The organism is Azospirillum picis (genome assembly GCF_017876115.1).
Taxonomy (GTDB): domain Bacteria; phylum Pseudomonadota; class Alphaproteobacteria; order Azospirillales; family Azospirillaceae; genus Azospirillum; species Azospirillum picis.
Window position 1 is genome coordinate 50,350 of the sequence record NZ_JAGINO010000014.1, and the last position, 13,315, is coordinate 63,664.

Below are 13,315 nucleotides of genomic sequence, written 5' to 3' on the forward strand. Positions count from 1 at the left end.
CTCAGCGTTCGACCGTGACCTTCCGCATCATGCCCTGGTCCTCGTGGACCAGGGTGTGGCAGTGGAAGACGTAGATGCCGTCATAGTCGAGGTAGCGGGTGCGGAAGCGGATGTGGCCGTTGGGCGGGATGGTGATGGTGTCCATCCAGCGGCCGGGCGGAACCGCCACCGGCAATCCCTTGGCCTCCAGCACCTGGAACGGGTTGATATGGATGTGGAAGGGGTGGGGATCGTCCGTCTGGTTGCTCAGCGTCCACTCCTCCGCGGTTCCGAGCTTGGCCTGGAAGCCGGTCTCCGTTTCCGAGAAGGGGCGGCCGTCGATGGTCCAGGTCCAGTAGGGCAGGGTGCCGATCTGGCCGAACCCGACATGGCGGCCGCGCAGGATCTCCCGGTCGTCGACCGGCCGGAGATGGCCGGCGAAATCCGTGCCGTAATCGACCAGCGGTCCTTCGTAGAGCGTCATGTCGTCCGCCTCACGCCCGATCGTCACGGTGGCGAGCGGGCCGTAGCTGACGCCGAAGTTCGTGCCGCCGTCGAGGGTGTAGCGCCCGGGCCGGTTGGACGCCTTCACCAGCAGTTCGGCACGGTTGCCGGGTGCCAGGAAGATCGCCGGGCTGGTCTCCGTCGTCTCCAGCGGGATGCCGTCGAACCCGAGCGCGACGAACCCGTGCTCCTCCAGGGTCAGGGTTAGGAAGCGATCGTGCGTGGCGTTGACGAGGCGCCAGCGCTGCACCTCGCCGCGCTTCATCGGGATCGACGGCCGTCGTTGCCCGTTGATGTAGACCTGCGTGCCGTTGCCCAGGGTCGCATAATCCTCAAGCGTGCCCTTGCCGTCGACCGGAAGGCTCTGGAGCAGCATGACCACGTCCTTGGCCTTGGCGATCGCGCCGATGCGGTCGACCTTGCCCTCGACGATCAGCGCGCCGGCCATGCCGCTCGCCACCTGCAGGGCGACCGACCCGTGGCGGTGGGCGTGGTAGAAGTTCAGGCCGCAGGGATGGGACTCCGGGATGCGGTAGCTGTAGTTTTCCGTCTGGCCCGGCTCCACGGTCAGCAGCACGTTGTCGGCCGGCGATTTCGGCGACACATGCAGGCCGTGCATGTGCATGTTGGTCATGTCGAAGCCGTGCGGCACATTGGGTCCGGACATGCCGGGCATGGCCGGAGCGGCGTGGTGGCCCTGGCCATGCCCTCCTTGGCCATGCCCTCCCTCACCATGCCCACCCTGGTTCGGGGGCGTCTGGGCGCCCGCCGGCGGCGTGGGGAACCCGTTGCGGAGCGCCAGGTTCAGCGTGCCGCCGGCAGCGACGCGCAGGGTTCGGGGGCGCGGCCCGCCGTCGTAGCTGCGCAGCCGCACCGTCCGCCCGTCCAGGTCGTAGGTGCGATAGGCCGCCATCACCGCAACGGACAGCGTTCCGCTCCGCGGGTCCGCGCGGACATCCTCCGGAAGAATCAGCTCGCCGGACGATGCCGAGGGCGTTCCCGCGTCACCGGGCTTGCCCGGAGGACCGCCCTCCGGCGTGCAGGCCGCCAGCAGGCCGGAGAGGCCGGCGCAGAGCGCGGCGGCGCTGGTGCCGGTGAGCAGGGTGCGGCGGCCGAGCAGCGGCAGCGTGACGTGGTCTTTCATGTCCCCGGTTCCGTCGGTTCAGCCCAGGCTGAGTTCATGGTGGATCTGGTCGGCGGCGCGCAGCGCCAGCGCGGCGGCGGTCAGCGACGGCGATACGATGCCGGTGGTCGGATAGACGCCGGTGCCGATGATGAAGAGGTTCCGGTGGTCATGAGCCCGGCATTGCGGGTCGACGACCGATGCGGCGGGCGACCGCCCCATCACGGTGGTCCCGACGATGATCGCCGTTTCCACCGCCGGCGTGATTTCCTCGGTGATGGTCCCCTGCAGGGCCTTGAACACCTCGCGGTGCATCTGGCGGGCCACCTCGATGCCGCGGCGGGTGTAGTCGTCCCAGCCGAAGGTGATCCGCGGGCGCGGGAAGCCCAGCCCGTCGCGTTCCTTCTCGTCGGGGACGATGCGGTTGTTGGGGTTGGGCAGGACGTCGACCATGCTGCCGAGCATCACCTCGCGCTCGGTCCGCTCCCGCAGCGTCCGGTTCAACGCCTCGCCGAACAGGCCCTGGGCGATCAGGTCCTGGACGCGGTCGGCCGGCCCCAGCGTGGCGTTCCAGCCGCCATTGACGAAGTTGGTGGCGATCGCGCCGTGGGTCGCGCGGAAGTCGCCGTCACGCAGCGACTTCAGGCCCCCGGTGGCGCTCACCGGGCCGCGGTAGGGGAAGGTGGCGTGCGGCGCGTAGCCCTGCGTGTTGACGTCGGCCAGCCCGATCAGGTTGCGCCCGACCATGTCGGAGGAGTTGGCGACGCCGCGGCGGCTGTATTCGCCCGTCGACATCAGCAGCAGCTTCGGCGTCTCGATGGCGTGGGCGGCGAGGATATAGCGCCTGCCGACTGCGCGGCCCTCCCAGCCGTCGGGATGGCGGTAGCGCAGGCCGGTCACCAGCCCGTCGCTCCCGACCTCGATGTGGTAGACCACGCGCTTGTCGAAGACCCGCGCCCCCCGCTCCTCGGCCTTGGTGACGTGGACGCTGGCGTCGTACTTGGCGGCGATGGGGCAGATGAAGCGGCAGGAGGCATTGCCGCAGCATTGCGGCCGCCCGTCATGGGGAATCGAATTGCGCGAATGCGGGTAGGGGCCGAAGGCCAGCCGGGTCGGGCCGAACCGCCGGCCCTCGCATGTGTAGGAGAAATCGACCGTCGCCGCCTTCCCGCCGACGGTCAGGTCGGTATAGGACATCGGCACCTTGGGCAGGGGAAAGGATTCGCCATGGCGGTCCGGCCCGATGTAGTCGGTGCCGTCGCCGGCAACCCCCCATTCCGCCTCCGCCCGCGTGTAGTAGGGCAGGATCTCGCTGTATTCGATCGGCCAATCGACCCCGACGCCATATGCCGACCGCATGCGGAAATCGTTGGGGTAGTGGCGCTCCGCATGGCCGGTCCAATGCCAGGAACTGCCGCCGACACCGCGCAGGAAGAGGCCCTGGAACCGCTGCTGCCCCTTGCCGACCTCCTGGATGTAGTAGTTGCGGACATCCTGCTCGTTGGGCTGCGGCGCGTACCAGGGATTCTCGTAAGGGGCGTTCGTGCCCTTCAGCGGCGAGGCGCGGAACCGTTCGACCGCTTCCACCCGGTCGATGCGCGGCCCGGCGTCGATCACGGCGACCTTGTGTTCGCGGGCCAGCTCATAGGCGGCAAGGCCGCCGACGACACCGGAGCCGATGATGATGATGTCGGCCTCGATGGTTTCCACAGGGGCCGGGTGCTCATGCTGCATGGGGGTTCCCTTCTCAGATCCGATCATCCGCGCCGGCGGGCGCGTAGGGATTTTCCCAGTAGCCGAACGGGCCGCCGCAGGTGGCCGGCGGCTTGGTGAAGGCACAGGAGCGCCACATCAGCGCATCGTTGTAGAACAGCGCGGTACCGCCGTTCCGGCCCTTCCGGGCGGTGGAGCCGGTGTACCAGAGGCTCGTCAGTTCCTGCGCGATCGGCAGCAGGTCATGCCGACGCAGGAGCGGCGCCAGATCGCTGCCTTCCGGTGCGCCATTCACCACAGCCAGCAGGCGGACCAGCGGCGCCTCGCCATGGCTGCGGCGCATCGTGTTCCAGACGATTTGGCCGATGTCGAGATAGGAGAGGTCGAGCGGAATGCCGGTCAGCCGCTGCGAAGCCGCCAGCAGCGGCTTGAGGTCCTTCAGCGCCGCCGCGACGGCGTCGAGCGGGGAAAGGGCCAGGGCGGCGGTGCCGGCTATTCCCGCCAGCACCTCCCGCCGGGAGGGTGTCAGGGGAGAAGGGGCTGGCGTATCTGACATGTGGCGTGCTCCCGGTCTGACCTGCTTCCGCAGTCGCCCGACTATCCGGGTTATAAGGTGTAGGAGTCAAAATATTTTCTCCTTTTGAGAGAGTTTTTACGCATCAAAACTACCGTGTCGAGATTGAATCCGCTCTCGCTTCCCGATTTCCAGCCCGATTGCGCGAATCCACGCGATGACGGCTTGACCGGCGCCAGCGCAGGAGCTATGCAGATCCCATGGACACCACCGCCACCATGCGAATGCGAATTACCGGCCCGACGCTCTGAAGCGTCGGAGAGTTGCCGTCTTCGTGTTCAATGGTCGTGTGGAGCGTGTGGCGTGTCGCTGCACCCTGTGGTCGCCGGAACCCCTGATCCGGTCTTTCAAGGCAAACGCATCACTCTTCTGACCGCCAGTCCGGTGCGGAACAGCCGTCGCTGCATCAGCGGCCGCATCGGCCCCCGTCTTGGCGAGCGAATGTGTGGCTCGGCGCGAATTATCATCCCGGTCCGCTGAGGCGGTCCGGGGCACGCCCGCATCTCTCCAGAATTCGTTCGCCGAGGACTTCCGCGATGTTCACCGCGCATGCCGCTGCCGCGCGCATCCTTGCCCTTTGCCCGCCTCTTTCCGCTCCCGATCCTGGGGAGCGCCTGCCGGCCTGGCTGCCGCTGTCGGCGGTGACCGACGCCGCCCGCCGCCTGTCCGGCCAGATCGTCCGGACTCCGCTGCTGCACGCCCCGACGCTGGCCCCAGCCGCCGGCCGTGACCTCTGGCTGAAGGCCGAAGTGTTCCAGGCCACCGGAGCCTTCAAGGAACGTGGCGCCCTGAACCGCCTGCTGCGGCTGACCGCGCCGGAACGTGCCGCCGGCGTGGTGGCGATGTCGGCCGGCAACCACGCCCAGGGCGTCGCCCTCCATGCGGCGCGGCTGGGCGTGAGGGCGACCATCGTGATGCCGGAGACCGCGCCCCGCTGCAAGGTTGAGCGGACCGCGGCGCTGGGCGCAGAGGTGGTGCTGCACGGCGCCACCGTGGGAGAGGCGAAGGGCAGGGCGCTGGAACTGGCGGCGGAGCGACGGCTGACCTTCCTCCACCCCTACGACGATCCCGACGTCATCGCCGGCCAGGGTACGGTCGGGCTGGAGATCCTTGCCGACCGCCCCGACGTCGACACCGTGGTGGTGCCGGTCGGCGGCGGCGGGCTGCTGGCGGGCGTCGCCGCCGCCGTCAAGGCGAGGCGGCCGCAGGCGCGGGTGGTCGGCGTTCGCCTCGCCCGCCGCGGCGGACCGACGCTTGCCGACGGCATCAACGTCCACGCGCTGGGCAAGCTGCCGCAGGCCATCGTCGCCAGCCTCGTCGACCGGGTCGTCGAGGTGGAGGAGGGCGAGATCGCCGCGGCGATGCGGGCGCTGCACGGCTCCTTCGGCGTGGTGGCCGAGGGGGCGGGTGCCGCCGGCGTCGCGGCCCTCCTTGCCGGCCGGTTGGGCCGCACCGGCCGCACGGTCGCCGTCCTGTCCGGCCGCAACGTCGATGGCGACACCCTCGCACGGACCTTGGCCGCCTGAGCGGACTGGCCTGGGAGGCGGTGCGGGTGGGGCGAGCCCGCACCACCGGCAAGGCGGGTAGCCCCATTTCGCAATGCGGTAAAGTATGGATAGGTCAACCGAGATGACCTATATTGGAGGTCGCATGTAAAACCCCTGGCGGCACCGAGAGGTGATTGGCATGACGAACAATTCCGCGTCGACTATTTCGCCATCCCCTGTATCGGTCACTTACGATCGCCCCAGCGCGTCGCACAGTTTCTTTGACAATCTGCAAGGCCAGCTTTTCGGCGTCGTGATGACGTCCTTCGGGATCGCCATCCTGCATGCGGCGGGACTGGTCACCGGTCAGGCTGCCGGACTGGCCTTTGTGCTGTCTTACGCAACCGGGGCCGATTTCGGAATCCTGTTCTTCCTGGTCAACCTGCCCTTCTATTTTCTTGCGCTGGCGCGGATCGGCGTGCGCTTCACCATCAAGTCGCTGATCGCGGTCAGCGGCATTTCGGTGCTGGCCAGCCTGCTTCCGCAGATGATGAGCTTCAACGCCATCAACCCGTTCGTCGCCGCCGTGCTGGCTGGGTTCTGCGTCGGCATCGGGGTGATCGCGCTGTTCCGCCACGGCTCAAGCGGCGGCGGCGTCGGCATCCTCGCCTTCTACATCCAGCAGAAGACCGGGTTCCGCGCGGGCTGGCTGCAGGCGCTGGTCGATCTGGCGGTCTTTTCGGCCGCCGCCTTCGTTCTCGATTCGCAGGCACTGGCGGCGTCGGCACTGGGAGCGGCGGTGCTGAACGCCTTCGTCGCCTTCAACCACCGCGCCGACTGGTACGTAGCGCGGTAACGGTATCGGCATCGGGCTCGGGCTCGGCGGTCACGTTCACTCGCGGCCGAGCACCCGGTCCACCACCGCGTCGGCCCATTCGCGCGACCGGAAGCTCGCCTTGGCTTCCACCGGGTCATAGACGCGCTCGACCCAGTCCCAGAAGGGGATCGGGCGCTTCTGGTTGTAGGCGGCGTAGAGTTCGAAGAAATAATCCAGGATGCCGGTCTTGGCCTGCTTGAAGTGGCCGTACCGCCAGGAGAGCTGCTTCATCGCCTGGTCGAGCGGCTGGCCCTCATGCGCGAACAGGTAGAGCGTCGACATGAAGCCGGCGCGGTCGGCTCCCGACTTGCAGTGCATCAGCGCCGGATAGGTCATGGTCCGGAACAGCTCGCGCGCCTTCAGGAGCGTCTCCTTCCTGGGCATGTCGCGGGAGCTGACCGGGAAATCGACCAGTTCCAGGCCCTGGGCGCGGCAGGCCTCCGCCTCCAGGATGTAGGAGGCGCAATCGCGCGAGCCGCGCAGGTTCAGGATGGTCTTCACGCCGTTGCGCCGCGCCGCAGCGATGTGCGAGGGCGACGGCTGGCTCGCCCGGAACATGCGGGGCGAGATGCGGTAGGTATTGGAGTAGATCAGCCGGAAGCAGGCATGGTCGATGAACACGCTCTCCAGATGGCCGAGCGCGCGCTGCCACGGCGTGGCCATGCGGCTGCGGCTGCGCTTGATCGCGTCGGCGAGCGCCGTGGTGGTCACCGCCCGCAAATAGCTCTTCTTCGCCAACTTCTACCTTCCGACTCTGACGGAGTGCCAACATAGGCACGACCGGCCTCGCGTCAAGGTTCCGTCTTCGCGCCCGCCGTCTCCTGCAGCCGCCCGTAGATGCCGTACTGCGCGGCCAGCGCCAGCACGATCTCCATGTAGAGGTTGATCAGGCCGTTGGCGTAGAAGGCCGGGCACCCGGTGTAGTGGCGTTCGCCGGCCATCGCCGTCGGCTCGATCAGATCGGCGTTGAGGACGATCAGGTCCTTGTCACCGTCATAGAGGAAGGCGGACTGGTCGGAGCGCAGCGGGTGGATCGCCTGATGGTCGTCGGCCTCGATCCGTCCGGCGGCCATGAACTGGCACAGCATGCCGAGGCTGCCCATCGCCAGCGGCAGCACCTGCTTCAGGCTGCGCCGCGCCAAGTCGTCGTACGCCGCGTCCTCCAGGCCCGGCCGCAACATCGGGGCCGCCTCGACGAGGTTCCAGCAGACGTGCAGCGCGGTATGGCTGCCGGTCTTGGTGATCGACAGCATGTCGTAGCCGGACGGACCGTGCAGCACCGACTTCTGCAGCTCGCGCGCCAGCACGAAGACGGAGGCCGCATTGGGGGTGATGGTGCCCTCGCTGCGGCAGCGGTCCTCCTCCACCATCAGCTTGATCGCCCATTCCTTGATGATGGCGTCCAGCAGGTGGCAGACCGCGTCGCGCAGGAAGCCGACCATGCGGTCGGGATCGGCGGCCGCCAGCCCGGCGGCGTCGCCGATGTCCAGGCCGTGCGGCGAGTCCGGCGGGGTCGCCAGCACCAGCCGCCCGCTCTCGTCCAGCGGCATGCGCGCGACGATGTGTTCGCGCAGGTCGGTGTAGAGGTGACCGAGAAGGGCGTTGATCGCCACCTTCTCGAAATCCTCCTTGCGGGTGTCGCCATGGGCCGGGCAGTGGCCGGCCAGCGCCAGCAGCTCCTCGCCGAACAGGTAGTTGGGGTCCTCGCCGATGCGGTGCAGGATGGGGGCGAGGTTGATCCGGGTCATCCCGGCCTCCTCGTGCGCGGCGGCATAGGCGAGGGCGAAATCGTTGGTGCGGGCCATGGCGGCGGTCAGCCCTCCTGCAGGCGGTCGTAGACGGCGTAATCGAGCGCCAGGCCGGCGACGATGTCGAGATACAGCTTGATCAGGTTGGTGGTGTAGAAGGCCGGGCAGCCGGTGTAGTAGCGCTCGCCGGGCTTGGCGAAGCTGGTGATCGGCGCGGCGTTCAGGCGGATCAGGCCGTTGGCGTCGAGCACGAAGGCCGTCTGGTCCTTGGGCAGCCGATGCACCGCCAGCCCGTCGGGCGGCTCGATCCCGCTTTCCTCCATGTAATGGACCAGCATGCCCAGGCTCGCCATCGACAGAGGGACGATCTGCTTCAGGCTGCGGCGGACCAGATCGTCGTAGAAGGCGGCGTCGCGGCCCGGCACCAGCAGCGGTGCGGCCTCCACCAGCGCCCAGCAGACGTGGATGGCGGTGTGGCTTCCGGTCTTGGTGATCGACAGCATGTCGTAGCCGGCCCGCTGGTAGAGCGGCGACTGTTCCAGCACCGTGCGCAGGACGAAATTGGCCGCCGCGTCCAGCGAGATGGCGCCAGTCCCCTGCTGGCGGAAATGCTCCTCCTCATGCACGAGGTTGACGGCCCAGTTCGTGATCAGCCCGTCGAGCAGGTGGCAGGTGGCGTCGCGCAGCACCGAACAGAAGACATCCGGCGCCGCCGCCGCCATCGCGGCGCGGTCGGCGGGATCGAGCCCGTGCGGCGAACGCGGCGGGACCGGCAGCATCGGACGGCCGTCGGCGTCGAAGGGAAGCGTTTCCGCGATATTGTCGCGCAGCCGGTTGAACAGCAGGGCCAGCAGGCTGTTGACCGTGACCTTGTCGGCGTCGTCCTGCGGGATCGCCGGCATGCCGCCGTCACCGCCATCCTCGCGGCCGCCGGAGTGGAAGGGGCACTGGCCGGCCCCCTGCCGGAACTCGTCGGTGAACAGGAAGCCCGGATCGGACTGGATGCGCTGCAGGATGTGGGCGATCGAGACGCGGCTCAACCCCACCTCGCCATGGGCGAGGTTGAAGCTCTGGGCGAAGTCGTTGGACCGGCTGGGCGGAACTGGCGTTGCGGTCGGCGTGACGGTCGACATGGCGGGCGGCTTTCGATCCGAAGAGGGGCGGCACGGCATAGGGCAGACGAGCTACCCTAAAGGCAGATGCCCGCCCCGCGCAACGGAGTGCCGCAAGATCACCCGATAATGTCGCGGCCCCTGCGTTATTTTGCCACGATCCGGCCTTCGATCCGGGGCGCCACGGTTTTCTTGTCTTCGACATAGTTCATCACGATGGTCGCCAGCAACACCGCGCCCGAGGCGTCGACGATGACTTTCGACCGCGTGAAGGCGTCATAGCCGTCGCCGCCCTTCAGCATGTAGTCGTTGGTCGCAACGCGGTAGGTCGCCCGTGGGTCGAGCGGCCTGCCGCCCACCGTCACCGAGGTGACGCGCCGACCGGCCGGCGCCGCGGGGTCGTAAGTCATGGCCAGGCCGGAAACCTGCGGGAAGCGGCCGGCCTTCTCCTCGACCTTGCCGACGCCATGCTCCAGGGTCGACATCAGGTCCTGCCCCGACATCTCCACCAGGACGCCGACATTGCCGAAGGGCAGTTCGGCGAAGATGTCCCTACGGGTCAGGCTGGCCCCCGCCGGATGCAGCGCGTCGGCACGGATCCCGCCGCCGTTTGTGATGGCGACATCGGCCTTCAGCGCTTCCCGCAGGGCATCGGCGATCAGGTTGCCCATGGTCGCCTCGCGGCTGCGCACGACGTCCTTGCGGCTGTCGAGGTCGCTTTCGGTGCGGCCGATCACGGCGGCGAGCTGTCCGTCCAAGCGCCTGGTATAACCGTCCACCACCGCCTCGACCTCGGGATCCGGGGCTACGCCGGCGGTGGTGACGAAGCGCCATTCGGCCGGCACCGTGCTGGTCACTGGTCCCTTGCCGGCGTCCCTGGTCGAGACGGTGAGCTTCACCACGCCCAGATACTGGGCGTCATGACCGGCCTTCAGGATCAGGGTGGACCCTTCGTAGAAGCTGATCGGGTCGTGGTCGTGGCCCCCCAGGATGAGGTCGATGCCCCTGACCTTCGCCGCGAGCTCGCGGTCCTCCTCGATCGTCAGGTGCGTCAGCGCCACCACCACCGAAGCCCCCTTGGCCCGCAGTTCCTTCACCGCGGCGGCGGCGGTCTCCAGGACGGGGGCGAAGGCCAGATCCGGGCCGGCGCTCGACAGCCGGGCGGTATCCGGGGTGATCAGGCCGATGACTCCAACGGTGATTCCGTCGATGGTCCTGACCCAGGCCGGCAGCGTCCCGGCGAAGGCCCTGCCGTCGGCCGAACGCACATTGGTACCGATCCAGGGAAACCGCGATTCGGTCATCCGCTGCTTCAAGGTGTCGACGCCGAAGTCGAACTCGTGGTTGCCGAAGGTGACGGCATCGACGCCGATGGCGTTGAACAGGGCGATCATCTGTTCGCCGCGGGTGGTTCCGGAGAGCAGCGACGGCGACAGGAAGTCGCCGCCGACCGTGGTCAGCGCATCGGGTGCCGACGCCCGCTCCCGCTTGAGCAGCGTCGCCAGGGGGCCGAAGCCGCCCTGGCCCTTCACGGGCGCGATCTCGTAGACGTCATTGATGTGCAGGAAGGTCAGCGTGCCGTCCTGCGCCCGGGCGGGCAGGGCGGCAGACAGGGCGCCCATCATTGCGACCACGAATAATGGGACGGCGAAGTGGCGGAAGCCGGCGACCATGGACATTTCCTCCGGGGTTGCTGCCGCGCACGATAATCCAGGACGGCGGCGCCGCGCATAGCGGCTTTGCACGCCGGCCGCGCCGGTCGCGTGGCGGCGCTGCTTGAACTCCGCCGGTTACGCTCTCACAACATCATGACACCCGTGCCAACCACGCGAGCCCGATCATGCGCATCCTGGTCGTCCAGAACAGCCGCACCGCCCCCATCGGACTGGTGGGCGAAGCGCTGTCCGAGAACGGCGCCGTCCTCGTCACCGTCGCCGCCAACGAGGGCGAGCCGATTCCGGAACGGGACGGGTTCGACGGGCTGGTGGTTCTGGGCGGGCCGCAGGACGCCTGGGACGACCGGAAGGGGCCGCATTTCGGCCGGGCGATGGAGGTGATCCGCGACTTCGCCGGCGCCGACCGGCCGGTGATGGGCATCTGCCTGGGGGCGCAGCTCGCCGCGCGGGCCTATGGCGCCAAAGTCTACCGCCACACGGTGCCGGAACTTGGCGTGCACCGCGTCAGCCTGACCGATGCGGCGCAGGACGATCCGCTGCTGGGCGGCTTCGGTCCGGCGCTGAACCTGGCGCAGTGGCACTACGACACCTTCGAATTCCCGGATGGCGCGGTGCCGCTGGCCTTCAGCGAGGCGTGCGCTCGTCAGGCCTTCCGGCTGGGGCGCGCCACCTACGGCTTCCAGTTCCATCCGGAAGCGACGGCCGACATCGTCCGCGGCTGGGCCTCGCGCTTCGGAGAGGAGGCACGGGAGAAAAACCGCGCCATGCTCGACGGGCTGGAGGATGCGCTCGCCGCCCATCTGCCGGCGGCGGAGGCGTTCACGCGGGCGATGACGCGTCGCTGGATGGCCCTGGCGAGTTGAGCGCAAGCGTCTCGGTGAAACGGGCCAGCAGTTCGGGGGTGTCGACGTCGTAGAGGACGCCGGCATCCTCCATCGGCACCTCGCACAGCCGGTCGACATGGCGCCCCAGCAGCCGCTTGGCACCGGCGTCGCCGGACAGCGCCGCCATCTCGGTGAAGAAGGCGCGGTCCCACAGCACCGGGTTGCCCTGCTTGCCGTCGATGACCGGCACGCAGATGGCGCGGCCCTCCAAGGGGTTGTAGGCGGCGATCAGACGGTCGATGACGGCCGACGCCACCCGCGGCATGTCGCCGAGGCACACCACCACCGCGTCGGCCTCGCTCGGCACCGCCGCCAGACCGGCGCGCAGCGAGCTGCTCAGCCCGTCGGCGAAGGCTGGGTTGTGCACGAAGGTGACCGGACGGTCAGCGAGGGCCGCCGCGACGCTTTCCCCCTGGTGGCCGGTCACCACGATGACGCCCGCAGCCTGCGAGGCCAGCGCCGCATCGACGGCCCGGGCGACCAGCGGCGCCCCCTGAACCGGGGCGAGCAGCTTGTTGGTCGGACCCATGCGGCTGGACCGGCCGGCGGCCAGCACGAGGGCGGTCACCCGCGGAGCCCGCGGCGTCTCCGTGCCGATGCCGGCGCGGGGCAGGGGCCGGCTGGGGATCTCCGCCAGCAGGCCGCCCACCCCCATCCGCATCACCTCGGCCCGGCCGGGCGGAATGCCGGCGGCGATCCGCTGCAGCACCCAGTCGAAGCCGTTGAGCTTCGGCGACCGGGCGCAGCCCGGCAGCCCGAGCACCGGCCTGCCGCCGCAATGCGCCATCAGCAGCAGGTTGCCGGGATCGACGGGCATGCCGAAATGCTCGACCCGGCCGCCGGCGCGCTCGATGGCGGCCGGCAGCACGTCGCGCCGGTCGGTGATGGCCGAGGCACCGGCGATCAGCAGCAGGTCGGCCAGCGGCATCCCGCCGATCATCGCGGCGATCATCTCGGCCAAGGCCGCCTCGTCATGGTCGCAGCGCGCCTCGTGGACCAGGCTGCCCCCCAGCGCCTCCAGCCGGTCCCGCGTCACCCCGACCGTCTTGTCGAGCACGCTGTCCTTCACCCCGGGCAGCCGGGTCTGGATCAGGACCGCGGTCAGTGGCCGGTAGGGCAGGACGGCCAGCGGCGGCAAGCCGTCGGCGGCAAGGCGTTCGGCCCGCTCCACCGCGGTGAGCGGGGCGGCGAAGGGAATGATCTTGACGGTGGCCAGCATCTGCCCCGGCTCGACGGGGGCGAGGTCGGGCAGGGTGGCGATGGTGACGCTCTCGTCGATGGCGTTGATGGCGTCGATCCGCGCCGCATCGAGCCTGAGCAGTCCGCGTGCCGACGCGAACAGGTTGACGCGCCCGGTGAAGGGGGCGGCCACCTGCACCGCATCACCGGCGGTTGCCACGGCGATGCGGGCGGCGGCGGCATCCTCTGCGAGGTCGCCGCCGTCCAGCTTGGCGGCGGTCACCTCCGTCAGCCCCGCGGCTTCCAGGGCAAGGATGTCCTCGGCGGCCAGCCGGCGGCCCTTCTTGAAGGCCAGTCCACCCAGACGCAGGGAATGCGCAAGGATGGCGCCTTCGGCGTCGGACAGGGGAAGCGGGCCGAAATGCATGGGTGGCGCGGGCTCCGGTGACGCCATCCCTT

Annotated in this window: 11 protein-coding genes; 3 read left to right on the plus strand and 8 right to left on the minus strand. The window is 69.1% G+C overall.

Annotation, left to right across the window (positions count from 1 at the left end):
- Nucleotide 1 precedes the first annotated feature (1 nt).
- The 3 genes from J2850_RS18335 to J2850_RS18345 are packed head-to-tail and all read right to left on the minus strand — an operon-like array spanning nt 2 to nt 3,875.
- Complete coding sequence (locus J2850_RS18335) at nt 2-1,627, minus strand: multicopper oxidase family protein (RefSeq protein ID WP_209984322.1); 1,626 nt, start codon at nt 1,625-1,627, stop codon at nt 2-4.
- 18 nt (nt 1,628-1,645) lie between these two features.
- The gene (locus tag J2850_RS18340) at nt 1,646-3,340 is read right to left on the minus strand and encodes a GMC family oxidoreductase (RefSeq protein WP_209984325.1); all 1,695 of its coding nucleotides are present in this window, start codon (nt 3,338-3,340) and stop codon (nt 1,646-1,648) included.
- Between the two features lie 13 nt (nt 3,341-3,353).
- Complete coding sequence (locus J2850_RS18345; protein WP_209984328.1) at nt 3,354-3,875, minus strand: sugar dehydrogenase complex small subunit; 522 nt, start codon at nt 3,873-3,875, stop codon at nt 3,354-3,356.
- 554 nt (nt 3,876-4,429) lie between these two features.
- Here J2850_RS18345 and J2850_RS18350 point away from each other — a divergent pair.
- Nucleotides 4,430-5,419, plus strand: a complete 990-nt coding sequence (locus J2850_RS18350; protein ID WP_209984331.1) for a pyridoxal-phosphate dependent enzyme — start codon at nt 4,430-4,432, stop codon at nt 5,417-5,419.
- 160 nt (nt 5,420-5,579) lie between these two features.
- Nucleotides 5,580-6,236 (plus strand): YitT family protein, encoded by a 657-nt coding sequence (locus J2850_RS18355; protein ID WP_211113964.1) that lies wholly within the window; start codon nt 5,580-5,582, stop codon nt 6,234-6,236.
- A gap of 36 nt (nt 6,237-6,272) precedes the next feature.
- Here J2850_RS18355 and J2850_RS18360 read toward each other — a convergent pair whose 3' ends face one another.
- The 4 genes from J2850_RS18360 to J2850_RS18375 all read right to left on the minus strand — a co-directional run bounded on the left by J2850_RS18360 (nt 6,273) and on the right by J2850_RS18375 (nt 10,790).
- Nucleotides 6,273-6,995, minus strand: coding sequence for a protein tyrosine phosphatase family protein (locus tag J2850_RS18360; protein WP_209984337.1), 723 nt, complete (start codon nt 6,993-6,995; stop codon nt 6,273-6,275).
- A 53-nt stretch (nt 6,996-7,048) separates the two neighbouring features.
- On the minus strand, nt 7,049-8,062 hold the full coding sequence (locus tag J2850_RS18365; protein WP_209984339.1) for a hypothetical protein: 1,014 nt from the start codon (nt 8,060-8,062) through the stop codon (nt 7,049-7,051).
- Nucleotides 8,063-8,070: 8 nt separating this feature from the next.
- On the minus strand, nt 8,071-9,138 hold the full coding sequence (locus tag J2850_RS18370; RefSeq protein ID WP_209984342.1) for a hypothetical protein: 1,068 nt from the start codon (nt 9,136-9,138) through the stop codon (nt 8,071-8,073).
- Nucleotides 9,139-9,263: 125 nt separating this feature from the next.
- Complete coding sequence (locus tag J2850_RS18375; RefSeq protein WP_209984346.1) at nt 9,264-10,790, minus strand: bifunctional metallophosphatase/5'-nucleotidase; 1,527 nt, start codon at nt 10,788-10,790, stop codon at nt 9,264-9,266.
- A 167-nt stretch (nt 10,791-10,957) separates the two neighbouring features.
- Between J2850_RS18375 and J2850_RS18380 the strand changes: the two genes are divergently transcribed.
- The gene (locus tag J2850_RS18380; RefSeq protein ID WP_209984350.1) at nt 10,958-11,656 is read left to right on the plus strand and encodes a type 1 glutamine amidotransferase; all 699 of its coding nucleotides are present in this window, start codon (nt 10,958-10,960) and stop codon (nt 11,654-11,656) included.
- On the opposite strand, the gene J2850_RS18385 is transcribed toward J2850_RS18380, so the two are convergent.
- Nucleotides 11,613-13,283, minus strand: coding sequence for an NTP transferase domain-containing protein (locus tag J2850_RS18385; protein ID WP_209984353.1), 1,671 nt, complete (start codon nt 13,281-13,283; stop codon nt 11,613-11,615). The two genes, J2850_RS18380 and J2850_RS18385, sit on opposite strands and share 44 nt — an antisense overlap.
- Between the last annotated feature and the right edge of the window lie 32 nt (nt 13,284-13,315).